At 68.1% G+C, this 23636-nt stretch carries 25 protein-coding genes; 15 read left to right on the top strand and 10 right to left on the bottom strand.

All coding sequences use genetic code 11. The features are described 5' to 3' along the window. The 4 genes from BM365_RS02670 to BM365_RS02655 all read left to right on the top strand — a co-directional run bounded on the left by BM365_RS02670 (position 1) and on the right by BM365_RS02655 (position 4631). Positions 1 to 1017: a S66 peptidase family protein gene (locus tag BM365_RS02670; protein ID WP_254772651.1), complete on the top strand. Its 1017-nt coding sequence runs from the start codon at positions 1 to 3 to the stop codon at positions 1015 to 1017. A 111-nt stretch (positions 1018 to 1128) separates the two neighbouring features. Then, positions 1129 to 3651: an alpha/beta hydrolase family protein gene (locus BM365_RS02665; RefSeq protein ID WP_093486351.1), complete on the top strand. Its 2523-nt coding sequence runs from the start codon at positions 1129 to 1131 to the stop codon at positions 3649 to 3651. Between the two features lie 94 nt (positions 3652 to 3745). After that, positions 3746 to 4162, top strand: a complete 417-nt coding sequence (locus tag BM365_RS02660; protein WP_093489413.1) for a DUF1801 domain-containing protein — start codon at positions 3746 to 3748, stop codon at positions 4160 to 4162. A gap of 31 nt (positions 4163 to 4193) precedes the next feature. After that, a complete protein-coding gene (locus BM365_RS02655) occupies positions 4194 to 4631 on the top strand; it encodes a DUF1801 domain-containing protein (protein WP_093489411.1) in 438 nt (145 codons plus the stop codon). A 9-nt stretch (positions 4632 to 4640) separates the two neighbouring features. On the opposite strand, the gene BM365_RS02650 is transcribed toward BM365_RS02655, so the two are convergent. From BM365_RS02650 to BM365_RS17935, 3 genes are read right to left on the bottom strand one after another with little or no spacing between them, the layout of a single operon-like run. Beyond that, positions 4641 to 4961: a DUF6122 family protein gene (locus BM365_RS02650; protein WP_093486349.1), complete on the bottom strand. Its 321-nt coding sequence runs from the start codon at positions 4959 to 4961 to the stop codon at positions 4641 to 4643. Positions 4962 to 4968: 7 nt separating this feature from the next. Beyond that, entirely contained in the window at positions 4969 to 5436 is a 468-nt protein-coding gene (locus BM365_RS02645) for a YaiI/YqxD family protein (RefSeq protein ID WP_093486347.1), read from the bottom strand. Then, positions 5433 to 5585: a hypothetical protein gene (locus tag BM365_RS17935; RefSeq protein ID WP_175502029.1), complete on the bottom strand. Its 153-nt coding sequence runs from the start codon at positions 5583 to 5585 to the stop codon at positions 5433 to 5435. The genes BM365_RS02645 and BM365_RS17935 overlap by 4 nt, the downstream gene beginning before the upstream one ends. 190 nt (positions 5586 to 5775) lie before the next feature. Between BM365_RS17935 and BM365_RS02640 the strand changes: the two genes are divergently transcribed. Beyond that, a complete protein-coding gene (locus BM365_RS02640) occupies positions 5776 to 7086 on the top strand; it encodes an alpha/beta hydrolase (protein ID WP_093486345.1) in 1311 nt (436 codons plus the stop codon). Between the two features lie 21 nt (positions 7087 to 7107). Here the strand turns inward: BM365_RS02640 and BM365_RS02635 are convergent, their stop codons facing one another. The 3 genes from BM365_RS02635 to BM365_RS02625 all read right to left on the bottom strand — a co-directional run bounded on the left by BM365_RS02635 (position 7108) and on the right by BM365_RS02625 (position 10730). Next, positions 7108 to 8853 carry an extracellular catalytic domain type 1 short-chain-length polyhydroxyalkanoate depolymerase gene (locus BM365_RS02635; protein ID WP_093486343.1) on the bottom strand — a complete coding sequence of 582 codons (1746 nt, stop codon included), beginning with the start codon at positions 8851 to 8853 and terminating at the stop codon, positions 7108 to 7110. Between the two features lie 216 nt (positions 8854 to 9069). Continuing rightward, positions 9070 to 9900 carry a class I SAM-dependent methyltransferase gene (locus BM365_RS02630; RefSeq protein ID WP_093486341.1) on the bottom strand — a complete coding sequence of 277 codons (831 nt, stop codon included), beginning with the start codon at positions 9898 to 9900 and terminating at the stop codon, positions 9070 to 9072. Continuing rightward, positions 9897 to 10730: a class I SAM-dependent methyltransferase gene (locus BM365_RS02625; RefSeq protein ID WP_093486339.1), complete on the bottom strand. Its 834-nt coding sequence runs from the start codon at positions 10728 to 10730 to the stop codon at positions 9897 to 9899. The genes BM365_RS02630 and BM365_RS02625 overlap by 4 nt, the downstream gene beginning before the upstream one ends. Before the next feature lie 230 nt (positions 10731 to 10960). On the opposite strand from BM365_RS02625, the gene BM365_RS02620 reads away from it, so the two are divergent. Beyond that, positions 10961 to 11506, top strand: a complete 546-nt coding sequence (locus BM365_RS02620) for an OsmC family protein (protein WP_093486337.1) — start codon at positions 10961 to 10963, stop codon at positions 11504 to 11506. Between the two features lie 4 nt (positions 11507 to 11510). Then, complete coding sequence (locus tag BM365_RS02615; RefSeq protein WP_093486335.1) at positions 11511 to 12488, top strand: AraC family transcriptional regulator; 978 nt, start codon at positions 11511 to 11513, stop codon at positions 12486 to 12488. A gap of 13 nt (positions 12489 to 12501) precedes the next feature. On the opposite strand, the gene BM365_RS02610 is transcribed toward BM365_RS02615, so the two are convergent. Together BM365_RS02610 and BM365_RS02605 are read right to left on the bottom strand one after the other, a co-directional pair. Continuing rightward, positions 12502 to 13101 (bottom strand): DUF1579 domain-containing protein, encoded by a 600-nt coding sequence (locus BM365_RS02610; RefSeq protein ID WP_093486333.1) that lies wholly within the window; start codon positions 13099 to 13101, stop codon positions 12502 to 12504. An 80-nt stretch (positions 13102 to 13181) separates the two neighbouring features. Next, the gene (locus BM365_RS02605) at positions 13182 to 14024 is read right to left on the bottom strand and encodes a class I SAM-dependent methyltransferase (RefSeq protein WP_093486331.1); all 843 of its coding nucleotides are present in this window, start codon (positions 14022 to 14024) and stop codon (positions 13182 to 13184) included. A gap of 144 nt (positions 14025 to 14168) precedes the next feature. On the opposite strand from BM365_RS02605, the gene BM365_RS02600 reads away from it, so the two are divergent. Continuing rightward, positions 14169 to 15095: a M14 family metallopeptidase gene (locus BM365_RS02600; protein ID WP_093486329.1), complete on the top strand. Its 927-nt coding sequence runs from the start codon at positions 14169 to 14171 to the stop codon at positions 15093 to 15095. An 18-nt stretch (positions 15096 to 15113) separates the two neighbouring features. Here BM365_RS02600 and BM365_RS02595 read toward each other — a convergent pair whose 3' ends face one another. Next, the gene (locus BM365_RS02595; RefSeq protein WP_093486327.1) at positions 15114 to 16199 is read right to left on the bottom strand and encodes a serine hydrolase domain-containing protein; all 1086 of its coding nucleotides are present in this window, start codon (positions 16197 to 16199) and stop codon (positions 15114 to 15116) included. 79 nt (positions 16200 to 16278) lie between these two features. Next, positions 16279 to 17136 (bottom strand): AraC family transcriptional regulator, encoded by an 858-nt coding sequence (locus BM365_RS02590; RefSeq protein WP_158253458.1) that lies wholly within the window; start codon positions 17134 to 17136, stop codon positions 16279 to 16281. A 222-nt stretch (positions 17137 to 17358) separates the two neighbouring features. On the opposite strand from BM365_RS02590, the gene BM365_RS02585 reads away from it, so the two are divergent. The 7 genes from BM365_RS02585 (at position 17359) to BM365_RS02555 (ending at position 23525) form a co-directional block, all read left to right on the top strand. Continuing rightward, positions 17359 to 17904 (top strand): hypothetical protein, encoded by a 546-nt coding sequence (locus BM365_RS02585; RefSeq protein ID WP_139227287.1) that lies wholly within the window; start codon positions 17359 to 17361, stop codon positions 17902 to 17904. Positions 17905 to 17969: 65 nt separating this feature from the next. Next, positions 17970 to 18236, top strand: a complete 267-nt coding sequence (locus BM365_RS02580; RefSeq protein ID WP_093486321.1) for a DksA/TraR family C4-type zinc finger protein — start codon at positions 17970 to 17972, stop codon at positions 18234 to 18236. A gap of 33 nt (positions 18237 to 18269) precedes the next feature. Beyond that, positions 18270 to 18692 carry an NUDIX hydrolase gene (locus BM365_RS02575; protein ID WP_093486319.1) on the top strand — a complete coding sequence of 141 codons (423 nt, stop codon included), beginning with the start codon at positions 18270 to 18272 and terminating at the stop codon, positions 18690 to 18692. 63 nt (positions 18693 to 18755) lie between these two features. Beyond that, positions 18756 to 19688 carry an HDOD domain-containing protein gene (locus tag BM365_RS02570; protein ID WP_233210775.1) on the top strand — a complete coding sequence of 311 codons (933 nt, stop codon included), beginning with the start codon at positions 18756 to 18758 and terminating at the stop codon, positions 19686 to 19688. Between the two features lie 103 nt (positions 19689 to 19791). Then, entirely contained in the window at positions 19792 to 20382 is a 591-nt protein-coding gene (locus BM365_RS02565) for a DUF6151 family protein (protein ID WP_093486317.1), read from the top strand. A 51-nt stretch (positions 20383 to 20433) separates the two neighbouring features. Further along, positions 20434 to 21315, top strand: coding sequence for a bifunctional helix-turn-helix transcriptional regulator/GNAT family N-acetyltransferase (locus BM365_RS02560; protein WP_093486315.1), 882 nt, complete (start codon positions 20434 to 20436; stop codon positions 21313 to 21315). 89 nt (positions 21316 to 21404) lie between these two features. Beyond that, complete coding sequence (locus BM365_RS02555; protein WP_093486313.1) at positions 21405 to 23525, top strand: M13 family metallopeptidase; 2121 nt, start codon at positions 21405 to 21407, stop codon at positions 23523 to 23525. The last annotated feature ends 111 nt before the right edge of the window (positions 23526 to 23636 follow it).

Genomic DNA, 23636 nt, shown 5'->3' with positions numbered 1-23636 from the left:
TTGGCCGCCACGACCCTGATGCTGCCGCTGGCGGCCGGATCGAACGCATTCGCCGCGGCGCCGCGCAAGCGATTGCTGCCGTTGGCCTTGAATCCCGGCGATACGGTCGGCCTGGTCAGCCCGTCCGCGGCCACCGACGAGCCGCTGGACCTGCGACTGGCACAGGAGGCGATGGAAGCGCTGGGCCTGAAGGTCAAAGTGGCTCCGCACCTCGCATCGCGACGCGGTCATCTGGCGGGCACCGATGCCGAGCGGGCCGGCGACCTCAACGCGATGTTCGCCGACCGTGAGGTCAAGGCGATCGTCTGCGCGCGCGGCGGGTCCGGCGCGGCGCGCCTGTTGCCGCTGCTCGACTACGCGTCGATCCGCCGCAATCCGAAGATCCTGCTGGGCTACTCCGACATCACTGCGCTACATAACGCGCTGTTGTCGCAGGCGGGGCTGGTGAGTTTCCATGGGCCCATCGGCATCGGCAGTTGGAATGCCTTCAACGCGGACCAGTTCCGCCGGGTGTTCTTCCAGCGCGAGCAGATGGAATACCGCAACAGCGCCGACAAGGGCGATGAACTCGTCCAGCGGCGCAACCGCACCGTCACCCTCACCGGTGGCAAGGCGCAGGGCGAGCTGGTGGGCGGCAACCTGTCGGTGCTGGTGGCGCTGGCCGGTTCGCCGTACCTGCCGGATTTCCGCGGCAAGATCCTGTTCCTCGAAGATGTTTCCGAGGCCCCGTACCGCATCGACCGCATGCTCAGCACGCTGCGCCTGATGGGCGCGCTGGACCAGGTGGCCGGCGTGATCTTCGGCGAATGCACCGACTGCGACCCCGGCAACGGTTACGGCTCGCTGACGCTGCCGGAAATCTTCGATGACTACTTCAAACCGCTGAAGGTGCCGACCTATCGCGGCGCGATGATCGGCCACATCCGCCAGCAGTTCATCGTGCCGGTCGGCGGCCGAGTGGAGATGGATGCGGACGCAGGCACGTTCCGGATGCTGGAGCCGGTGTTCCAGGGATGAGAACCCGGTAAGCTCCGAAGGTCCGCGCGGCATCGTCCCGCGGCACAGGGAAACGAGAGGCGCGCGGGTGGGGCCGCGCGCCGGTTCATCAGGAAGGGGGAATGCAAGGTGATGCGTCTTTTAATGCGCGGCACGGCGGCGTTGCTGGTGCTCATGGCAGTGTGTGGGGGAGCGCCGGCGCATGCGCGGCTGATCAAGCCAGGTACGGTGCCGACGCTTAAAGCGGACGAGGGCCTGCTAGTGGTGGGCATCGACAGCAACATGCCGCTGGTGCGGGTCAAGGTGCGGAAGGACAACGCCGTGTTCGGCGGCGGCGACATGAAGGATCTGCCAGAAGGTCGCAGCCTGCGCCTGTATGCGCTGCCCGCCGGTCGATACGAATGGTCGCAGCTGCGGCCAGTGCGTTACTTCACCTACGACCTGCGGAACGAGCCGGAATTCGAGTTCGTCATCGAGCCTGGCCGGATCAACTATGCCGGCGACCTCCAGTTCCGTGCCAGGACCATCCGCGACAGCAGGTTCCATATCGCCAATCGCAGCCTGGGCGTGATCGACTGGTTGAAGAAAGAGCATCCTCAGGTCTATGCCGGGTACGAACTGACCTATACGGGGCACTACCCGGATCCGTTCCCAGCGTTCTATCGCGACGTGGTGCGGAGCGCGGGGAACGCGCCGGTGGTCGACGCGCCCCTGGCCGCTCCCCCGAAACCCGCAACGCTCCCCTTGCCGGTGCGTACGCTGTGGAAAGAGGATCGCGTGCTCAGCGCACGGATCAACCCCGCCGGCACGCTGGTGGCCGTGCATGTGCACAGCACCGAGAAGCGTTGGGATGTGGAACTGGTGGATCTGATGGCCGGCACGGTCAGTACGTTGGCGAGCAGCAGTTCGGCGTTTGGTGGCATCCGCTGGGCGAACGATCGCGTGGTACTGATGCCTATCAGCGAGGAGGGTGCCGAGGAGATCCATGCTGCCCGGATCCAGGAGCCCGTGGGTGGAAAGCGGGCGATCGAGCGCTACAAGCTGCCGCGCAAGGGCTTTCTCATCGACACACTGCCGGGGGACGAGAACCAGATTCTGTTCGGCAGTATCGGCAGTTACGGCGAACTGTTGGTGCACCGCATGGACATCAGCAGTGCGGATGCGGCGGCCCGCTTCCGCTTTCACCTGCGCGACCGCCTCAACATCGGCGTCAAGGACGACCTGCGCTGGTTCACCGACGGCCGCGGTCGCCTGCGTGTTGCGCTGGCGATGCGCGACGACACGCGGCCGCGCACGCCGGATGGGGACGAGGAGGGCGACGACGAGCCGCCCCAGCGCCTGGTGCTGATGCATGGTGCTGACGGCGTGTTCCGCGAGGTGATGGAGATCGAGGACGAGGAACCTTTCAGTCCCGAGGGTGTGTCGAGCGATGGCAGCCTGATCTACGGCATCACTGAGAAAGATCGCGCGCAGAAGGAGTTGGTGGCATTCGATCCGGTATCGAAGACCATCACCCGTACGGTATTCAGCAAGCCTGGCGTGGACGTGGTCACCGCCCTGTTCGACGACGCCCACAACGTGATCGGCGTGGGCTATTACCAGGGTGGCTTGTTCGTTAGCGAGTATTTCGACGCATCGGCGAGCGCGCAGGGACGTCTGTTGACCGAGGCTTTCCCCGGCAAGACCGTGGTCGTGGGTGATCGCAGTCGCGACGGCAAGCAGATGCTGGTGTGGGTCGAAGCGGGCGACCAGCCCGCGCAGCTCTACCACTTGGACGGCGCCGCGCGCCGCGCAACGCTACTCGACGAGACCATGCCCGATCTTCCGTCCTCGACGCTGGCACCCAGCAAGGCCTTCACCTTCAAGGGTGTGGACGGTACGCCGCTGGAAGCCTTCATCACGTTACCGCGCACACCCGGTCCTCATCCGCTCGTGGTGGCGCCGCATGGAGGGCCGATCGGCATCAGCGACAAGCTGCATTTCGATCCTGAAGTGCAATTCCTCGCCTCGCTGGGCTATGCGGTACTGAGGGTGAACTTCCGTGGCTCGGAAGGCTACGGCAAGGCCTTCCGCGAGAAGGGCCATCGCAACTACGGCACCGCGATCGAAGACGATATCGATGCTGCCATCGGCTACGCGACGGCGAACTATCCGCTGGACGCGTCGCGCATGTGCGCGGTGGGGACCAGCTACGGTGGCTACTCGTCGATGATCATGGCGATCCGCTGGCCGCAGCGCTTCCGTTGCGCGGTCACCATCGCCGGCGTCAGTGACCGCATCCTGTTCTTCACCGCCAGCGATGGCGGGCGCGTGAAGCGCGTGCGCGAGACCATGGAGAAGCTGATCGGCAATCCGCATACCGACCTGGCGGCCATGCAGGCGTCGTCGCCGATCTACCAGTACCGCGACCTCAAGGTGCCGGTGATGATCGTGCACGGCACCGAGGATGTCCGTGTGGACCTGGAGCACGCGCGTCGACTGCAGCGGATGCTGCAGATCGACGGCCGGCCGCCAGTGGGATTGGTGTTCGAGAAGGAGGGCCACGGCGTGGAGAAGATCGACAACGTCGAGACGATGTGGACCGGTATCGCCGGTTTCCTCCAGGCCCACCTGGGCGCGTCGCCCGTCCCCGCCACGAAGGCCGCCGCGCCCTGAGCCCGACCGCGTTCGCATGGCCTGAACGCGGTGGACCTCATCCTCCCGACCCACGGCGACCGAGATGGTCGCCCTTGCATGCAAGGAGCACCCGATGACCACCGCCCCGAAGGACACCAGCGAAGCGTCGCGCCGCATCGATGCGCGCATCGACGAACTGCGCGATTGGCGCGGCGACGTGCTGGCGCGCGTGCGCGCCCTGATCCACGACGCCGATCCGAATGTCGTGGAAGACGTGAAATGGGTCAAGCCAACCAATCCGCACGGCGTACCGACGTGGTCGCATGACGGGCTGGTGTGCACTGGCGAGGTCTACAAGGCCTACGTGAAGCTGACCTTCGCCCACGGCGCCAAGCTCGATGACCCGGACGATCTCTTCAACGCCAGTCTCGACGGCGGGACGCGCCGTGCCATCGACGTCCGCGAACGCGATGTGCTGGATTCGACGGCCTTCAAGGCGCTGTTCCTGCGCGCGGTGACGTTCAACAAGGCCAAGAAGGCCAAGGCCTGAGATGGCGACGAAGAAGGTCGCCGCAAAGAAAATGCCCACGAAGAAGACGGCGGTGAAGACGTCAGCGCCACGCCTGCTGTCCGGCGGCAATCCTCAGATCCCGAAGGGCGAGGGCGATGCACCGGTGCGCGCCTATCTGTCGGCCGTGCCGGGGTGGAAGAAAGCCGTCGCCCAGCGCCTCGATGCACTCGTCGAAGAAACCGTGCCAGGCGTGCGCAAGGCGGTGAAATGGAACTCGCCCTTCTACGGCGCGCCCGCCGCGGAGGGATGGTTCCTCTCGTTCCATTGCTTCGAACGCTATCTCAAGGTGACCTTCTTCCGGGGTCAATCGCTGAAGCCGGTACCGCCGGAAACCTCGAAGGTGGCCGATGTCCGTTACGTCCACCTGCGCGAAGGCGAGGCGTTCGACGAAGTGCAGCTGGCGGACTGGATCACGCAGGCGAGCCGGTTGCCCGGCGAAAAGATGTAGAGGCCGCCGTTACATCATCAGGCAGTCGATGCCATCCAGCGCGACGTGGATCAGCAGGCCGATGCCGAACCACCGGGTCTTCTTCGGCACGGTCAGGCCCGCATACACCGCGATGGCCGGCCAGGTGTGCAGCGGATGGAAGCCGATGCTGCAGCGCCCGGGAGCGTAGATCGGGTCGGCCAGCAGGTGGTCGAGGTCGATCACCCACCCAGCGAGCATCCACAGCGCGGCGCGCCTCCACTGCGTGGGCCAGAACAGGCGCGCCACCGCCAGCGGCACGATGACGTGCAGCACGAGATGGAAGACGGGGCGGAACTCGAACTCGGGCATCGCCGCGTCAGCGCCGAGTGGCGAGCCAGCGATCCAATTGGTTGGCAAACGCTTGGCGGTCGCGTGCATTGAAGGCGGCAGGGCCACCGGTCTGTACGCCGGACCCGCGCAGTTCGTCCATGAAGTTCCGCATCGACAACCGTTCGGCGATGTTGTCCGGCGTGAACCGCTCGCCGCGCGGATTGATCGCTTGCGCGCCGTTGGCCAGCACGCGCGCCGCCAGGGGAATGTCCTGGGTGACGACGAGGTCGCCGCTGCGCGCGCGTTCGGCGATGGCGTCATCGGCCACGTCGAAGCCGCCCTGCACCTGCAAGGCGCGGATGAAGCGCGAGGGTGGGGTGCGCAACCACTGGTTGGCGATCAGGGTGACCTGTACCTGCGCACGCTCGGCCGCGCGGAACAGGATCTCCTTCACCGGCCCCGGGCATGCATCGGCATCCACCCACACTTGCGGCGGCGCCGCGGCGTCGCTCATTCCGGCGTGTCGGCCGGGGCATCCTCGGTGCCGGTCTCGGTCCGGGCGGCGTCGCGCTCGGCGCGCTTCTTGGCGTCTTTCTCTTCTTTCTTCTTCTTCTTGGCCAGCTCGCGCTGTCGTTTCTCGAAGGAGTAGTTGGGCGTAGGCATAAGGGGGTCCAGGTGAGGGAAGGGGGCCGTCGGAGGCGGTCCGTACCCCCACACGATAGCTCGCGGGTGCGGCTGCTGGCTAATGCGGACCCTTCCCGGCTCGCTGCGGCACCGGCCCCTGCGATACCATCGGGTCGTCGGCCGCCTCCGGGGACTGGGGCGGTCAGGACGTCCTTCCATGGGGTGAAGAATGCGGCGGATCCTCTGCCTGGTGCTGGCGGCCTTGGTGCTGGCTGGCTGCGCGAAACGTGTCAAGGAAACACCGCTGCCTCCGCCCGTGGAGACGCCGCTACCGCCTCCACCGCCTCCACCACCCCCACCGCCGCCGCCTCCCAGCAGCGCCGCGGAAGCGGCTGCACTCGCCGAAGCCCAACGCCGTGCCGCCGCCGCCGAGGCGGAAGCGCGCGCCCGCCAGCAACGGGATGCGACCGCCCGGGAAGCCGCCGAGCGCGCGGCACGTGCCCGCGAGGCGGCGCAGGCCGGCAAGGCGCCGGAGCAGGATTTCGTCAATGTCGACGTCTTCTACGCCACCAACCGGCTGCCGGCGGCGGCGTTCGCTTCGTTGCCGCCGGGTGACCGCTTCACCTCGTCGCTGGCGCGCCAGCTCACCTACGGCACGGCGCGGATCAGCATTCCGAAGTCGCACGTGGCGGGCGAGCTCGAGTCGCCGCGCTGGTACCTGCTGGAGTTCAAGGAAGACGCCAAGCAGCACGTCATCCTGCAGGACGTCGGACGGCTGGAGAAATCGCCGTTCTTCGCCCGCCTGTACGGCCGCGTGGGCGAATCGCGCGGCAGCAATGCGTTCGTGTTCGTGCACGGATACAACGTCAGCTTCCGCGATGCCGCCCGGCGTACCGCGCAGCTCGCTTACGACTTGCGCTTCGATGGCGCGCCGGTGTTCTACAGCTGGCCTTCGCAGGCCGCGCTGTCGGGCTACTTCACCGACGAGCAGAGCATCGCGCGTTCGGTGCCGTACATCGAGAACTTCCTGTCGGACCTCGCCGACCGCTCCGGCGCGCAGAACCTGTACGTGATCGGGCACAGCATGGGCACGCGCGGGCTGACCCAGGCGGTGCGCAACCTGGTGACCCGCAGGCCGGAACTGCGCGGGCGCTTCCGCGGCATCATCCTGGCCGCACCGGATATCGACGCGAAGGTGTTCCGCACCGAACTGGCGCCTGCGCTGCAGCGGGCGAGTGGCCGGGTCACGCTCTACGCCTCGTCGGAGGACCTGGCGCTGAAGGCCTCCAAGCAGGTCAACCGCGGTCCGCGCGCCGGCGACACCAGCGAAGGCGTCGTGCTGGTTTCCGGCGTCGACACCATCGACGTCTCCGGCGTGGACCAGAGCGTGCTGGCGCACTCCTACTTCATGGAGTCGGACAAGGTGATGGGCGACATCCGCGAGATGTTCCGCGCCAACCAGCCGGCTGCGCAGCGTAAGCCGCTGCAATCGGTAAAGCTGGGCGCGGGCATGTTCTGGAAGATCCTGCCGCCGCCGTGACGCGGCGGCAGGCCGTGCCCCTCACGGCAGGGTGTAGGTGACTGAGAGCTTGGCGGTAGCGCCGCGGTCGATCCAGAGGTAGTGCGTCGCGGCTGGATTCGCGTTGAAGCGCAGCCGCAGCTGCGTGCGCCCGGTGCGGTTGATCGCAGCACGTCCGACGGTGTCGAACACCGTACTGGTCTGGTTGCCGCCGCTGAAGGCCGGCACCTGCGCGCTGCCCGTCGTGGTGGTGGCAGCGGCCCAGTCCGCCGCCTCGATGGTGCACGCCCCGAGACAGCCGTTGCGCACGTCGACGACCAGGGCGTTGCCGGCCGGATTGTTCCATGGGTCGCCGCTGGCGCTGCGGTAGGCGACCGTCAGCGTGGCCGAGGTGACCACCGCGTTGTCGGGCAGCGCTGACGTATCGAACGACAGCACCGTGCGGTTGTGGTTGCCGTCGGTGCCGCGTCCGATCGCCAGGCCGTAGTAGGCCTCCAGCGTGCCTACGGCAGGGCTGCCGCCCGTGGCGCTGGCCTTCACGTAGCCGTCGTTCGCATCTTCGTTGTTGAAGACGACCGTGACCGGCGAGCCGCCGCCGGTACCGCCGTTGACGGTGACGTTGACCGCGACCGAGGTGCCCGTGTTGCCGGCAAGATCGAGCGCGCGCGCCTGCAGCACGTGCGCGCCGTCGCTGGCGCCGCTGCTGTTCCACGCCAGGCTGTAGGGCGCGCTGGCATCGCCGCCAAGCAACGCGCCGTCCAGCAGGAAATCCACGCGCGCCACGCCGATGTCGTCGCTGGCGGTGGCGGCTAGCGTCACCGTGCCACTGACGGTGGCGCCGTTCGTGGGCGAGGTCAGGGCGACCGACGGCGGTACGCCGTCCAGGTTGTCCAGGCCAAAGAAGCGGGCGATGTGGTAGCTGGAGCAGAGGTTCACGTCGAGGATGTAGGCGCCGGCCGTACCGCATTGGGTCTCGCCGGTACCGGGGTCCACGGGCGTGCCATGACCCATGCCGGTGATGACGTAGGTTTCCACCTTCACGGTGCCGGCCGCGTCCTTGTAGACCTTGTGCGGATAGCCGCTCATGGTGTCAGTCGCATCGGCCACGGTGTCGATGCCGTGCACGTCGGCCCATTGGTCCAGGCTTTCGGTGAGGTTGGCGGGACGTACGGTGTAGTCGGCATCGCCATGCCAGATCGACACGATGGGCCAGGGGCCGCTCCAACTGCTGGCAGCGCGCACTTTCGCACCCCATTGCGCGGGCGTGAGGTCGCTGCCGGGGTTCATGCAGCTGAAGGCGGCGGCCTGGGTGGTCGCGCAGCGATACGGGATGCCGGCCACGATGGCGCCGCCGGCGAACACGTCGGGATAGGTGGCCAGCATCACCGACGTCATCGCACCGCCCGCAGAAAGGCCGGTGACGTAGACGCGCGCGGGATCGATCGCATGGTCGGCGATCATGCGGTCGACCATCTGTTTGATCGACAGCGGCTCGCCTTGCCCGCGCGACGTATCGACGGTCTCGAACCAGTTGAAGCAACGGCTGCTGTTGTTGCCGGTCTGCTGCTCGGGCAGCAACAGCGCGAACCCGAAACGGTCGGCCAGCGTTTCCCAGCCGGTCTCGGCGTCGTAGTTGGCGGCGGATTGTGCGCAGCCATGCAGTGCCACCACCAGCGGCGCATCCGCCGGCAGGCCGGTCGGTACGTACTTGTGCATGCGCAGGTTGCCGGGATTGCTGCCGAAGCCGGTGACTTCGGTCAGCGCGAGCGCTTGGCCGCTGGCCAGCATCAAGCAAACGGAGAAAAAAAACAGCCCCGTGCGGCGAAAGAGGGGGCGGGAGACGGGACGACACAACAGCGCAGCGATCGACATCGACGGCACCTCCGGTGTGAAGTGCCGGCAGTGGGCCACAGGCGTCCGTCCTCGGGCATTGGCCAAAGGGGAAAGCTGCAACGCACCATCACGCAAGCGTGACGCAGGCCCCGCGAGGAGGCCTGCGTGCGGTCAGTCGGCACGCCGGCGAGCCGTGGCAACCACGAACTCGCCCGGCATGCGATAGCCAAGGCCGACGCGCCATGGCCGGATCGCCTGCAGATAGCGCGTGCGGACGCGCCGGCGTGTGGCGTCATCGAAACGCGACCACGCCATCGCCACCGGACCGCCGACGAAGGCGGCATCACACGCGTCTTCATCATCGGCGTAGGCCAGCACCGCTTCGACGCGCTGCTCTTCCACATCGACGAAACCGGCGCGCGCGCAGAGCTCGGTGAGCATGCCTTCATGGCCGAGCTGGAAGAACAGTGGGCAGACGTCGCTGGCGACTTCTTCGTCGACGATCGGGAATACCGGCGACCAACCGCAGCGGGCGCGCTGGCCCCAGACCGCGACCGCGACACGGCCGCCCGGACGGAGCGCACCGTGGATGCCGCGCATCGCCTGGTCGGGGTCGGGCATGTACATCAGGCCAAGCGCGCAATACGCGAGATCGAAGCCGACGCCCGAAGTATCCAGCGCCTCGCCATCCATGCGCAGGAAGCGCGCGTGGTCCAGGCCGCGTGCCTGCGCCAGTGCGTTGGCTTCCTCGACCATGCGTTCGGCGATGTCCACGCCGACCACGCGACCGCTTGCACCGACCGCTTCTGCCGCGGCCAGCGCCATCACGCCGGTGCCGCAGGCGACGTCGAGCACGGATTCGCCCGGGGCCGCTGGCGCCAGCGCCAGCAACCGACGGTGTGCGTCCGACAACTGCGCCTGCCACAGCGCGTCGTAGCGGGAGGCGGCGAGATCCCAGCCGTAGCGCTGGACCCGCCGCTGCAGTCGCGCATGGTCCTTCACCGGCGCACGACCACGATTTCGAGGTACTCGCTGGGGATGACCAGGCCGTTGCCGTTGCCGCGATCCATGCGGTCCATCAGCGCGTGCAGGTCCTGTTCGAGTTCGGCCGCCTTCTCGGCAGGCAGCGCTTGGAAGGCCTTCTGCACCGGCCCGTACCAGGTGCGGAACACGTCGATCATGTGGGCCGCATCGCGGTAGCGGAAATTGAACATGCGCGCGGTGACGCCGATGGCGCCGGCGCGGTCGCCGAACAGCGACTGCACGTGCGCGGTGGTACCCCACAGCGACGGTGGCTGCACGCCGGCCGGCGGTGCGAGGTGGCGGCCGAGCACCTTGAACATCTGGCCGATGAAGCCCTCCGGCGTCCAGTTGGCGAGGCCGATGCGGCCGCCGGGACGGCAGACGCGCGCCAGTTCGCCGGCCGCGCGCGCGTGGTCCGGGGTGAACATCACGCCGAACGTGGACAGCACCACATCGAAACTCTCATCGGCGAAGGGCAGGGCCTCGGCATCGGCTTCCGCGAACGCGACCTGCAGTTGTTCGGCATCGGCGCGGGCGCGGCCCAGGTCGAGCAGGGCGGGTACGTAGTCGGTTGACACGACCTGGCCGCCGCGACGGGCCGCCGCCAGCGTCGCGTTGCCGTTGCCGGCGGCGACGTCGAGCACGCGCTCGTCCCAGCGCAGGTCGACGGCTTCGGCCAGGCGCTCACCGACGATCTGCAGGGTGGTGCCGACCACGGCGTAGTTGCCGCTGGACCAGGCGGCCTGCTGGCGCTGCTTGACGGCGTTCAGGTCGGGCGGGGTGGGGAGGGAGACGGCAACGGCGTTCATGCGGGGGAAACTCCAGGGGTTGGGAGGTGCTCAGCGTCGCCGTCGCACGGGGGCGCCGTCCTGACGGGGCGTCTGCCGGAACTGGCCGGGCGTCCGGCGTCGGTGGCGCGGTTTCCCCGGCTTCCGCGATTCCTTGCCGATCGTCCGGCGGCTGGCCGCGCGGGCTCCCGGCCGGCGTTGTTCCGCTCAGAATCCGCCTGCCCCTGTCGTTCGATGGAGTTGCCCGTCCCATGAGTACCCCCCAAGACATCGCCCAGGCGATGCAACGCGCGGTCAGCGTGTTCGCCCGCCGCCCCGACATGGGCCTGCACGACGACGCGGCGGCTCGCGCGTCGTGGCAGCACGGGGCGCGGATCGTGGCGGCGCACGCCAGCGGCACGCGCATCGAATCCGACATGCCGGTGGAACTGGGCGGCACCGGCGACCGGCCGTCGCCGGGCTGGTTCTTCCGCGCGGGCATCGCGGCGTGCACGGCGACCGCGATCGCGATGGTCGCCGCCGAACAAGGCATTGCGCTCGACCATCTGGAAGTGGACGTCGGCAGCCGCTCCGATACGCGCGGCCTGCTCGGCATGCGCGATGCCGACGGTGCGCCGATCGGTGCCTGCCCCGCGTCGATGCACGTGGACGTGGTGCTGCACGCGCAGGACGTCGAAGACGACCGACTGCGCGCCGTCGTGCAGGAAGCGTTGCGCCGCTCGCCGATGCAAGGTGCGCTGCTCGGCCAGCCGCCATTGACCGTCGGCGTGGCGACGACATCCGCGCGAGCGGCCTGAGCGCATGGATGCGTTGTCGGAAATCCTGCGCGTGGTGCAGATGTCGGGCGCGTTCTTCGTCAACGCGCGTTTCAGTGCGCCCTGGTGCTACCAGTCGCCGAAGGCCGCATTGGCGGCGCCGTGGCTCGACCCAACGGCCGAACAGGTGGTGATCTTCCATCTGGTCACCGAAGGCGAATGCCTGGTGGAGATGGAAGGCATGCCGCCGCTGGCCGCGCGCGAGGGCGACGTGGTGATGTTCCCCGGCGGCGCCGCACATCGCATGGCTTCCGCACCGGGCCTGCCGCCGCCACGCGGCGCGGCCGATCTCAAGAAGCTGTTCTCGAGCCGCCCACGACGGCTGGCGTACGGCGGTGGCGGCGCGCCGACCCGCATCGTCTGCGGCTACCTGGCCTGCGATACCCGGCTCGCCCGCTTGCTGCTGGATGGTCTGCCGCCCGTGGTGCGGATCAGCCTGCGCGATTCCGATGCCGGCGCTTGGCTGGAATCGTCCGTGCGCTACGCGCTGGCCGAAGCCCGCACGCCGCGTCCTGGCGGGGCCAGCCTACTGTCGCGCCTGGCGGAGCTGTTGTTCATCGAAGTGCTGCGTCGCTACGTGCACCAGCATGAGGGCCACGCCGGTTGGCTCGCGGGCCTGGGCGACCGTGTCGTCGGCAAGGCGCTGAATGCGCTGCACCAGCAGCCGTGCCGCGAGTGGACGCTCGCCGACCTCGCGCGCGTCGCCGGTACATCGCGGTCGGTGCTGGCCGAGCGCTTCCAACAGTTGGTCGGCACCTCGCCGATGCAGTACCTGACCCAGTGGCGAATGCTGATGGCGGCCAACCTGCTACGCCGCAGCAATGCACCGTTGTCGCGCGTAGCCGAGGAGGTGGGCTACCAGAACGACACATCCTTCAGTCGCGCCTTCCGCCGCGAGTACGGGCAGCCGCCGGCCGCTTGGCGACGCAACCTGGCCGATGCCGGCCAGGTCGTGCATGCCTGATCGCACGCAACGGTCAAGGCCGCCGCTTGTAGGTGATCTCCATCATCTTCGTTTCCTTGCCGTCCGGGCCCGGGCCGTACATTTCGAGGACCTCGGTGTTCTTGTCGGTCCAGCGCGTGGTCATCCGGCTGCTCTGCGGCTTCTTGCTCACCGCGTCGTTGTGGGTGCCGGTATAGGTGCAGCTGAGCTGTGCGTCGCAGGTGCCTTCGCTGACCATCAGCCCCGTGCTCATGCTGTCGTTCCAGGTGCCCCAGTACTTGCCGGTGACGTTGTCGAACCCATGCAGGCCCTGGCCGCTGAAGGGCTGGCCCATCATCTGCGAGGTCACTTCTTCCAGCATCACGCGATTGCCGAGGATCATCTTGCGCGTGGCGGTGCCGCCATCGGTGCTGGGCGGTGCACCGGGCGCGTACCAGCTCTTCACGACCAGATCGTAGGTGCCGGCCATCGACGCCAGCCTGCCGTGTTCCATGCCCGGCGTACCCGCCTTCTGGTAGGTCTCCATCATGGCCTGCATCTCCGGCGTCATCGCCGGCGGCTTGTCCTGGGCAGTCGCGGAACCTGCGAGAAGCAGGACGGAAACTGAAACGGTCAACAGGATGACGCGGTGCATGGCGGCCCCTCCCGGGCGTGGCGGTGGCGCCGTTGTGCGCCTCGTTGCGCTCAGGTGGCGTGAAGGCCGGCCGCCGGCGGTCAGCGGCGCAGGCCGACCACGCCGTCCAATGCGCGCTGCGCCTTGAAGCCCGCCTTCTCAAGCCGCTTGGCGACTTCCCCCGGCACGTCTCGACCGCTGGTGAGCTTGTTGGGGCTGCCGGTGTAATGGAAGAGCTTGCCGCCGCGACGCAGGACGCGCGCGAGCTGGTCGTAGAACGCCTGCGAATACAGCTCGCCGGCGATGCCGAAGCGCGGCGGGTCGTGCAGCACCGCATCGACGGACGCATCCGCGATGTCGGCGATGGCGCGGGACACGTCCGCATGCATGAGTTCGAGGCGGCCGCCGTGCTCGGGCGCTTCGGGGTCAGGCGACCATGGGTTGAGGGTGCGCAGCCACAACACGTCTTCGTTCTTTTCGAACGAGCGGATGCGCGCCGCGCCGGCCGCCAGGCAGCAGGCGGCGAAATAGCCCAGTCCGCCGCAGGTATCCAGCACCACCTTGCCGCGCGGTTCCACCAGCGCGACCTTGCGCTGCGCGTCGTCCAGCGGCGATTCCTTCGAGGTGGGCAGCATCTTGATGCCGTCGATCTCGAAGGTCGGAGCGCCCCATTCGGTGGGTACGAGCTTGATCAGCGAACCGGCGAAGCGCGAGATCGGCGCGAATGCCTCGCCGTCCCAGTGGTACAGCGTGCGGTCCTTCAGGCCGTCCGGATACGGATAGACCGCGTCCTTCCACTGCCAAGTATCCGCGCCCAACCGGGCTTCGTCCTGCGTGCGGCCGAGGTCGAGCGAACCCCGCCAGCTGCCGCCGCCACGATCGCGCGCGGCGCGCAGCGCGTTCGCCGTGTCGCGGGTGAGAAGGGGGCCGGTGTAGTGGGGCATGCGAGGAGGAAAGGAAGTCGCATCTTGCGACGATGGCCGATTTTCGCCGCTGGCGCGTGATCGCGATAGTGCGGACCGAGCGACGGGGGTTTCGCACGGCCGCTGGTATAGTGCCGGCCCTCGCCGCCAGGTTATTCCGCCGCCATGCACACGATCGAGCGTTTCCACCCCATCGGCACACCCGGTACGCCTTGGGGCGCGGACGACAAAGCCGCATGGCGCGCGCAGCAGCGCGTGCGGCGGCGTTATGCGGATGACGTGGTGGCGTCGCTCGATCGCCTGCGTGAGCGCTTCGACGTGGACACGTATGGTGAGCTCGACTACGGTCCGGGCGAGCGCTATCCGCTGTACGCGGTGCGCAGCCGCGACTGGAACGACGCGCTGCCGCTGATGCTCGTCACCGGCGGCGTGCATGGCTACGAGACCAGTGGCGTGCACGGTGCGTTGCAGTTCCTCGAGCAGCGCGCCGTCGGCTACGCCGGCCGCGCCAACCTGTTGGTGGTGCCGTGCGTGAGCCCGTGGGGCTACGAGCGCATCCATCGCTGGAACGCCGATGCGCTGGACCCGAACCGCTCCTTCCGTGCGAACAGCCCCGCGCAGGAATCCGCGGCCCTGATCGCGCTGGTGGCGCCGGTAAAGGATCGTGTGCTGATGCACATCGACCTGCATGAAACCACCGACAGCGACGAGACCGAGTTCCGGCCCGCGCTCGCTGCGCGCGATGGCAAGCCGTTCGAGCCCGGTGAGATTCCCGACGGCTTCTACCTGGTGGACGACAGCGAGAACCGACAGCCCACGTTCCAGCAGGCGGTGATCGCAGCGGTGGCGCGAGTGACCCACATCGCACCTGCCGACGCCCAGGGCGAAATCATCGGGTCGCCGGTGGTCGCCGAAGGTGTCATCGAGTATCCGGTGAAGTCGCTGGGGCTGTGCACCGGCATCACCGATGCGCGCTACACCACCATCACCGAGGTTTACCCGGACAGTCCGAAGGCGACCCCGGTGCAGTGCAACGATGCGCAGGTCGCGGCCGTGGTCGCCGCGATCGACTACGCGCTGGCCCATCCTTAAGGACGGGTCAGCCCTCGCTCATTTGACGGCCGGCAACAGCTTCTCGGTGATCAGGCGGAACGTCAGCCTCGGCGCGTTCTGCACCTGATAGTTGGTGGTCGTGACGACGACCACCAGCTTCTGTTCCGGGAACACCCGCACGGTATTGCCGCCCGTGCCGTTCATCGCATACGAATCGAACGTGCGGCCGCCGCTGGTCTCGTGGTGCAACCACCACAGGTAGCCGTAGTCGATTCCGTCCTCGATGCGCGCATGCGGGCGAATTGAAGTGGCGACCCAGGCGGCAGGCACGATCTGCTTGCCCTGCCAGCGTCCGCCGTTGCGGTACAACTCGCCGAGTGCGAGCAGGTCCCGGCTGCGCAAACCCAGTCCGCCGCCGGCCTGTGCCAGTCCCTGTGGCGAGAACTGCCACGCCGGTGCGGCGATGCCGAGCGGATCGAACAGCGTGCGCTGCGCGAAAGTGGCCAGCGGTTCGCCCGCGGCGGACTGGACCACCGCACCGAGCGTGGTGACGCCGGCAGTGCAGTAGCGGAAGCTGCGGCCGTACGGGGCGTCCTTGGGCGGGGTCATCCAGGCGGCGTAGCCCTGGATGGGAAGATCGAGATAGAAGCCCACCCAGTCCTCGATCAGGTACATGCGCTCTTCATTGCCGCGCGACCACGTGTTCCAGTCATCGCATTCCAGCGAAGAAGACATCGTCATCAGGTCTTCGACGGTGATCGCATCCTTGCGCGGATCGGGCAGGGCCGGCGATGGGCGCTTGAGTAGCGGCAGGATCCGCGCCTGTGCGCCTTCCAGCTTGCCTTGGCCCACTGCGATGCCGGCCAGCATGCCGGCCACGGTCTTGGTGGCCGAGCGGGTGTTGCGTCGTGCCTCAGAACCCGCTTCGTCGAAGTAGCGCTCGTAGACCAGCACGCCATCGCGGGCGATGAGCACGCTGGTCACCTGCTTGAACTCGCCGGCGGCGATGACGCGCTCCATCTCGGCGAGTGCTGCGGCATCCAGGCCTTGGTCGGCCGGCGCTCCCCGTCGCCAGTCCGCGGCATCGACCGGCGGAGCGAGCAGGGCGCACGACAGCAACAACGGCGTAATCAGGTGACGCATGGGCAGGTCCTTTGAGGGAAGAAGGGGGCACGATGACGAAGCGCGCGAGCGATGGCTTGCACGCGGGCAACGTGCTCGTTCAGACAGTCGAACGGTAGGTCGTGGGCGGCATCCGGTAGGCGCGGACGAACAGGCGATGGAAATGCGCCTGATCGGCGAAGCCGCACTCCGCGGCGATCGTGGCCACCGTAGCGCTCCCCTGCCGCAGCATGCCCGCGGCGCGCGCGATCCGCAGGCGGCGCGAGTACTCCGTCGGTGTGCAGCCGTGACGGCGACGGAACACGCGCGCCAGATGCACGGGGTGCACCTCGCACGCTTGCGCCAGCGTGACCGTGTCGGCGGGCGTGTCGTGGTGGTCATGCAACCAGGCTTCGGCGCGGGCCAGCCAGCCGGGCCAACCATGGCACGCAGGTGCGGGGTTGGCGACCGCGTCGAGCAACTCGTCGAACAAGGCCTCCGCTAGCAATCCGTCATCGCCGCGCCAGTCGATGCAGGCGTGTGCCAAGCCATGCGCGAAGGCCTGTGCGCGGCGACCCGCACGTACGGCGCCCCGGTCCAGGCCACGCTTCAACACGCCTTCCATCGTGGACGGCAGCGCGAGGGTCATGAACTCGCCATCCAGATCATGGAAGCGGTCGCGATGCGTGGTGGCTGGTGGCGTGTAGATGAGCGTGCCTGGAGTGCATTCCGGCGGGCCGCCCGTGGCGGACGTCAGATAGCGGCCACGCAACAACAGAACGAGGTGTGCCTCGTCGTGGGTGTGCCGCGCCAAGGCGCGGGCCGGCACCGTCGGCACGAGTCGCGCGATCTGCACACCATTGGCGAGGCGTCGGACGTTTCCCGCCCCGAGGCTGCCGGCGCGTCGCGTGGTGTCGTCGGGGGTCGCCGCACCGGCACGCGGTAGGAGCGCACGGGAAGCACAAGCGGTGGCAGGCATGCGATCTCGTGGGTGGGGTGGCGCAACGACAATCGCACGCGCGCTCGGCGCGGGCACCGTCGGTGCGACGAAACGGGGAAGGACGCGACGAAAGCCCGACGAGACGGCCTGCCGTTCGTCTGCTACACGCATGAACGTCGTGAACGGTCGGGTTTGCGTGGCCGTGCGCCCGGCAGGGCGGCGTCTTGTCCTTGTGGACGACTCGCTCCGGAGGAACGACTCATGCGTCAGGTCTTGCGTGCAGGATTGATCGTGGCGGTCGGCGTGCTGGTCGGCTGCAAGTTCCAGGTGGTGCCGCGTGCGGTCGAGCCGCAGGCGCAGGGAAAAATCGTCGGGGCCTTCAAGTTCGAGCGGCGTTGGCAGGGCACCGACCTCAACACCGGCGGCGGCTGCCTGGTCTTCCAGAACGCGGCACCGCTGGCCTGCGATGACGGAGCGTTCTGCCAAGCGAACAAGCCCGCCGGTGCCGGCTATGGCTACTGCCTGCGCAAGTCGGTGTCGGTCTGGGGTGCGCAGGGCAACGGGCCGCAGCAGTGCTGGTGGCAGCCGGCGCTCGCGTCCTGCCTGCGCAAGACGCCGCTCGATCCGTTGAAGGTCGGCGAGACCTATCGCACGACGCCCGCGGTCGCGGCCAAACCGCCGGGTACGAAGCCTGTCGTGCGCTGGCGTGTGCTCACCTGCACCAACATCGCACAGGGCAAATGCGCCGACCCGAATGCCGGCGATAGCGAGCGTGTTTACCTCGCGGGCCCCATCTGGTCGGACTGAGGGCCGGGCACGAGTCAGCTGACCGGGTGTAGGCTGCCGGCACAGTGGCGATGTGGGAGCGGGTCATGGCGACCGGATGGGCAGGCGATGGTGCGGTACAGGACCAGATCGATGCGACGGTGAAGGACGGCATCGAGCGGGCGCGGCGCGCGTTGCCGAAGGGCCCCAGCCTCAGCCAGTGCGAGGAATGCGACAAGCCGATTCCCCCGGCGCGACAGAAGGCTGTTCCTGGCGTACGCCTGTGCGTGGGCTGCCAGGAAGCGGCCGACCAGGACGAACAAGCCGGCGGCCTCTACAACCGTCGGGGTAGCAAGGACAGCCAGCTGCGCTGATACGTTCGCACGTACCTGCCTGATTCGATCTGCATGACGACCCTTCATACCGTCGCCGCCGTCATCCTCAATGCGCAGGGCGAGGTGCTGCTGGTGCGCAAGCGCGCATCGGCCATCTTCATCCAGCCGGGAGGCAAGACCGAGCCGGGCGAAGAGCCGTTGTCCGCGCTTGCGCGCGAACTGGACGAAGAGCTCGGCGTACAACTCGACCATGCCTCGGCCGTGTGGCTGGGCGAATTCGAGGCGGATGCGGTCAACGAACCCGGCCTCCGCGTGCGCGCGCATGCGTATCGCTGCGCAGTGCACGGCACGCCCGCGCCCCAGGCCGAGATTGAAGCGATGGTGTGGGTCGATCCTGCGGGCCCGTACCCGGTGCCGATCGCGCCGCTGAGCGCGGGGCACATCCTGCCCGCCTTGCTGGCGTGGCAGGGCAGGGGCACGGCCATCCCGTCCTGATCCGTCCTCAAGTTCCCCGCCCATCCGCCGCTATCGTCTCAACGGGTACGTCTGGGGGCGCGCGTGGCACTGCTGGGGGCACTGACATCGTGGTGGCACCGCGGACGCACGCCGGTGGTTGCGCCGGGCGAGGCTTCGACCGCACCGCCACGCGCCGTAGCGGCCACCATCACGGCACCCGCCGTCGACCGCAACTGGGCAAGCGCACTGCTTGAACTGGCGTACGAAGGTCAGCCAACGCCGCTGTCGCCCGAAGCAACGGTGTGCGTCCGGGTGTCTGCCGAAAAGACATTGGCGCGCTTCGTAGAGGCGCCGCAGCGCCTGCCGCGTCGGCCGCAGTTGCTCCCCCAACTGCTGAGCACCCTCAACGACGATGAGGCTTCCGGTCGCGAGATCGCGGGCGTCATCGCGCGCGACCCCGCGTTGGCCGCGCATCTGCTCCGGCTCGCCAACAGCGCGCTGTACCGCACCCAGCCCGCACCGATCGAAAACCTCGACCGGGCCGTCGCGCTGGTCGGCACGGAAGGTCTCCGCCAACTCGTGGCGATGGCGGTGATGCAGCCCGTCATGCGGATGGATGGCGGCGCCCTCGGTGCCTTGCCCGACCTGATCTGGGACCACACGCAGCGCACGGCGCTGGCCGCCGCACAGTTCGCTAAAACCGTGGAGCGCGAAGACGCCTTCGCCGCCCAGTTGCTCGCGTTGCTCCAGGGGCTGGGCGCGATCCTCGTGGCGCAGGCGCTACGCGACGCGTGCGCGCAGCACGGTGGTGTACCGGATGCCGGGATTGCCGCGCATCTCCTGCAGGATGCGTCACCGCGCTTGGGGCGTGCCGTGGCGCGAGAGTGGGGACTGTCCGAACGCCTGCTGCAAGGCTTGGATGACCAGGCCATCGACGATACCGCGCACATGACCGGCCTCGGGCGTGCGCTGGCAGCGGCGGCCCCGCACGCCAGCGCCGCGATGGCCTCCGCACGGGTTGCCGACGCCGCCTGATCATCCGTTGCAGTGCCAGTCAGACAGCGGGCCGTGGTTTGACGTTGCGCTCATATCCGCTGCGGTATTCCTGCATCGTCAGGGAACCACGCGAGGTGTACCGATGACGCTGGCGCTGCGTTGCCGTTGCGGACAAGTGAAAGGAATCGTTTCGACCGAGCGCGCCTACGTGCGCGCCTCCTGTTACTGCAAGGATTGCCAAGCCTACGCGCGTCATCTCGGCCAGCCTGGCCTGATGGACGCGCAGGGCGGCACCGACATCGTGGCGATGAATCCGCTCGCCGTGCAGTTCACTGCAGGCGAAGAAAACATCGCGGGCCTCTGCCTGCGCAAGGGCGGCCTGTTCCGCTGGTACGCAGCGTGTTGCCGCACGCCCCTCGGCAACACACCGCACGACGGCCGCGTGGCGTATGTGGGCATGGTGACGGCCTGCCTGGCACCCGCGGCGGGAGTCGATGCCGCGTTCGGACCCGCGGGAAGGGTCGTACTCAACACCGGATCCGCGACCGGCGAGGTACGGGGCACGCCCGTCGCGTTCCTACTGGGTGGGGCACGCATTGCCGCCGGCATCCTGGGCGCCAAGCTCCGCCGCCAGACGCCTGGCCTGTTTTTCAGCCCATCCGGGCAGACGCTTCGTACGGCGTATCCGCTCAATGCCGGGGAGCGCCACGCCGTTGGTCTGGAGACCGGCTGATGGGTCGCTTTTCGGATTGACCTCGGATATTTATCTGACTAAAGTCAGATAATGGACGACACCACGCGCCTGCGCCGTTTCAATCGCACTGTCACCCGCCGCATCGGCGTGCTGACCGACGATTACCTCGGGCACGGCCGGCCGCTGGCCGAATCGCGCCTGCTGTTCGAAGTGGGGCGCGAGGGGGCCGACGTCCGCGATTTGCGTGCGCGCCTGGCGCTCGACTCGGGCTATGCCAGCCGGTTGCTGCGCGCGCTGGAAGCCCAGGGCCTGATCCGGGTGCAAGCGTCCCCCGCCGATGCCCGTGCGCGTCGCGTGGTGCTGACGGCGAAAGGTCGTCGAGAAGTGGACGCACTCGACCGCGATTCGCAGGCGCTGGCCGATGCCCTGTTGACGCCGCTGTCGGAACGGCAACGCGCGCGCATGCTGGCGGCGATGGACGAAGTGGAGGCCCTGCTGCGCGCCTCCGCGGTGGAGATCCGGGTGGCGGATCCGGCGAGTGCGGAGGCGCAGGCGTGCATCCGCGCCTATCTCGATGAGCTCGATGCCCGTTTCGAGACAGGCTTCGACGCCGCACGCAGCGTCTCGGCCAACCCGCACGAGTTGGTGCCGCCGCAAGGTGTGTTCCTGCTGGGTTGGCTGGATGGCGTGGCGATCGGATGCGGCGGTTTGAAAGTGACGGGCGAGGACACCGGCGAGATCAAGCGCATGTGGGTCGCGTCGGACGCGCGCGGCCTCGGCGTGGCGCAGCGTTTGCTCGATGCGCTGGAAGGGCACGCCCGCGCGTTCGGGCTCGGGCGCTTGCGCCTGGATACCAACCGCACGCTGGTCGAAGCGCGAGCGCTTTATGCGCGCAACGGCTACCAGGAAATACCCGCCTACAACGACAACCCGTACGCGGACCATTGGTTCGAGAAGTCGCTGCAGGGCTGACGCGGCCAACCTCTGGCACGGTCCCGCCGCGGACGGAGCCGTTACCCTGTCGGGCCCGCGCGCATGCGCGACCGTCCCGGAGCTCCGCTTTGAAGAAGACCCTGCTGGCCAGCGCGACCCTACTGGCCCTCGCCCTGAGTGGCCCGCTCGCCGCACACGACGCCGACACCGGCTGCCTCGACGAGGGATGCACTCTGCAGTCCCTGTTCGAGGACGGCGGCGACACGGGTTCCTCGGGTACCGGCATTGCGGCGCGCCGCTTCGGGGCCTGGGGCCTCGACACCGCCGGCATGGACCGTACTGCCAAGCCGGGCGACGACTTCTTCCGTTACGTCAGCGGCACTTGGGCGGATACGACCGAAATCCCGGCCGACCGTTCCAGCTACGGTGGTTTCGCGATTCTGCGCGACCTCTCCGAGGCGCGCCTGCGCGTGCTGGTGGAAGGGTATGCGCTGGGCGACCCTGCGACGGGCGGCGACGCGGCGAAGATCGCCGCGCTCTACCGGGGTTTCATGGACGAAGCGAAGATCGACGCGCTCGGCGCGAAGCCGCTGCAGCCGGTGCTGGACGGTATCCGCGCGGCGAAGGACAAGCAGGCCGTGGCGGCGCTGATGGGTCAGCGCGGCGGTTTCTACGACAGCTTCTTCAACCTCGGTGTCAGCGACGACCAGAAGGACCCCGACCGTTACACGCTCTACCTCAGCCAGGGCGGCCTGGGCCTGGGCGATCGCGAGATGTACCTGCGCGACAACTTCAAGCCGCAACGCGAACGCTACGAAGCCTACATCGCGCAGATGCTGCAGCTCGCGGGCTGGGACAAGCCGCAGGCAAACGCGAAGGCCATCCTGGCGCTGGAGACTCGCATCGCCGACGCGCACTGGACGCGCGCGGAAAGCCGCAATCGCGACAAGACCTACAACCCGATGGTGATGGCGGACTTCGCCACGACATCACCGGGGTTCCCGTGGGCGTCTTTCTTCAAGGCTGCCGGTGTCGAGGGCGCAGGCCGGGCGGTGATCCGCCAGGACAGCGCGATCCCGAAGATCGCGGCCATCTTCGCCGACACGGACCTCGCCACGCTGCAGGCCTGGCAGGCCTTCCACGCCGCCGACAACGCCGCGTCGCTGCTGTCGAAGGACTTCTCGGTGGCGCAGTACGAATTCCGCGACAAGTTCCTGTCCGGACAGCCGCAGCAGCGCGAACGCTGGAAGCGCGGCGTGTCCTTCGCCGAGTCGGCCATGGGCGAGGCGATCGGTCGCGACTATGTGGCGCTGTACTTCCCGCCTGAGGCCAAGGCCAAGATGGATGCGCTGGTCGCCAACGTGAAGGCGGCCATGGGCGCGCGCCTGGATACGCTGGCGTGGATGAGCCCGGCGACCAAGGCCGAGGCGCATGCCAAGCTGGCCGGCTTCGGCCTGAAGATCGGGCATCCGGACACGTACCGCGACTACAGCGCGCTGGTGGTGAAGAACGGCGACCTGTTCGGCAACGCGCAGCGCGCTGCCCAGTTCGAGTGGGAGTACCGCCGCGCGCGGATCGGTCAGTCCGTGGACAAAGGCGAGTGGGGCATGACCCCGCAGACGGTCAATGCGTACTACAACTCGGTGAAGAACGAGATCGTGTTCCCGGCCGCCATCCTGCAGCCGCCCTTCTTCGATCCGGACGCCGATCCGGCCGTGAACTACGGTGCCATCGGCGGCGTGATCGGCCACGAGATCATCCACGGTTTCGACGACCAGGGCCGCAAGTCCGACGGCAAGGGCGTGCTGCGCGACTGGTGGACCGCCGATGACGCGGCCAAGTTCGAAGTGCAGGCCGCCAAACTCGGCGCCCAGTACGAGGCGTACACCTTTGCGCCGCTGCCGGGCATGCACATCAACGGGCGTGTGGCGATGGGCGAGAACATCGGCGACCTGGGTGGCCTGACGATCGCGCTGGAGGCCTACCGGCGTTCGCTTGGCGGCAAGCCGGCGCCGGTGGTCGACGGCTTCACGGGCGACCAGCGCTTCTTCATGGGTTGGGGGCAGATCTGGCGCACCCTGTGGCGCGACGATGCCCTGCGCCAGCAGTTGGTCAACGGCACGCATTCGCCGGGCCACATCCGGTCCTTCGCACCGCTGCGCAACATCGATGCCTGGTACGACGCGTTCGGTATCAAGCCGGGCGATCCGCTGTACATCGCGCCGCAGGACCGCGTGCGGATCTGGTGATGCGGTGAGGGCGGGACGGTGGGACGCGTGCGTCCCACCGTCCGCCGCGGCTTGCACGACATGGCCATCGCGCCGATGATGCGCGGCATCGTCGTCGTTCCCGTGCCTTTC

The organism is Pseudoxanthomonas sp. YR558, assembly GCF_900116385.1.
Taxonomy (GTDB): Bacteria; Pseudomonadota; Gammaproteobacteria; order Xanthomonadales; family Xanthomonadaceae; genus Pseudoxanthomonas_A.
The sequence above is the reverse complement of the archived record's forward strand: the minus strand, read 5'-3'. Positions and strand labels throughout refer to the sequence as shown.

Excerpts from the sequence above, each read along its gene's own strand:
- BM365_RS02665 (WP_093486351.1), top strand. The coding sequence starts at position 1,129 with ATGCGTCTTTTAATGCGCGGCACGGCGGCGTTGCTGGTGCTCATGGCA.
- BM365_RS02660 (WP_093489413.1), top strand. The coding sequence starts at position 3,746 with ATGACCACCGCCCCGAAGGACACCAGCGAAGCGTCGCGCCGCATCGAT.
- BM365_RS02655 (WP_093489411.1), top strand. The coding sequence starts at position 4,194 with ATGCCCACGAAGAAGACGGCGGTGAAGACGTCAGCGCCACGCCTGCTG.
- BM365_RS02650 (WP_093486349.1), bottom strand. The coding sequence starts at position 4,961 with ATGCCCGAGTTCGAGTTCCGCCCCGTCTTCCATCTCGTGCTGCACGTC.
- BM365_RS02645 (WP_093486347.1), bottom strand. The coding sequence starts at position 5,436 with ATGAGCGACGCCGCGGCGCCGCCGCAAGTGTGGGTGGATGCCGATGCA.
- BM365_RS17935 (WP_175502029.1), bottom strand. The coding sequence starts at position 5,585 with ATGCCTACGCCCAACTACTCCTTCGAGAAACGACAGCGCGAGCTGGCC.
- BM365_RS02640 (WP_093486345.1), top strand. The coding sequence starts at position 5,776 with ATGCGGCGGATCCTCTGCCTGGTGCTGGCGGCCTTGGTGCTGGCTGGC.
- BM365_RS02635 (WP_093486343.1), bottom strand. The coding sequence starts at position 8,853 with ATGCTGGCCAGCGGCCAAGCGCTCGCGCTGACCGAAGTCACCGGCTTC.
- BM365_RS02625 (WP_093486339.1), bottom strand. The coding sequence starts at position 10,730 with ATGAACGCCGTTGCCGTCTCCCTCCCCACCCCGCCCGACCTGAACGCC.
- BM365_RS02620 (WP_093486337.1), top strand. The coding sequence starts at position 10,961 with ATGAGTACCCCCCAAGACATCGCCCAGGCGATGCAACGCGCGGTCAGC.
- BM365_RS02615 (WP_093486335.1), top strand. The coding sequence starts at position 11,511 with ATGGATGCGTTGTCGGAAATCCTGCGCGTGGTGCAGATGTCGGGCGCG.
- BM365_RS02610 (WP_093486333.1), bottom strand. The coding sequence starts at position 13,101 with ATGCACCGCGTCATCCTGTTGACCGTTTCAGTTTCCGTCCTGCTTCTC.
- BM365_RS02605 (WP_093486331.1), bottom strand. The coding sequence starts at position 14,024 with ATGCCCCACTACACCGGCCCCCTTCTCACCCGCGACACGGCGAACGCG.
- BM365_RS02600 (WP_093486329.1), top strand. The coding sequence starts at position 14,169 with ATGCACACGATCGAGCGTTTCCACCCCATCGGCACACCCGGTACGCCT.
- BM365_RS02595 (WP_093486327.1), bottom strand. The coding sequence starts at position 16,199 with ATGCGTCACCTGATTACGCCGTTGTTGCTGTCGTGCGCCCTGCTCGCT.
- BM365_RS02590 (WP_158253458.1), bottom strand. The coding sequence starts at position 17,136 with ATGCCTGCCACCGCTTGTGCTTCCCGTGCGCTCCTACCGCGTGCCGGT.
- BM365_RS02585 (WP_139227287.1), top strand. The coding sequence starts at position 17,359 with ATGCGTCAGGTCTTGCGTGCAGGATTGATCGTGGCGGTCGGCGTGCTG.
- BM365_RS02580 (WP_093486321.1), top strand. The coding sequence starts at position 17,970 with ATGGCGACCGGATGGGCAGGCGATGGTGCGGTACAGGACCAGATCGAT.
- BM365_RS02575 (WP_093486319.1), top strand. The coding sequence starts at position 18,270 with ATGACGACCCTTCATACCGTCGCCGCCGTCATCCTCAATGCGCAGGGC.
- BM365_RS02565 (WP_093486317.1), top strand. The coding sequence starts at position 19,792 with ATGACGCTGGCGCTGCGTTGCCGTTGCGGACAAGTGAAAGGAATCGTT.
- BM365_RS02560 (WP_093486315.1), top strand. The coding sequence starts at position 20,434 with ATGGACGACACCACGCGCCTGCGCCGTTTCAATCGCACTGTCACCCGC.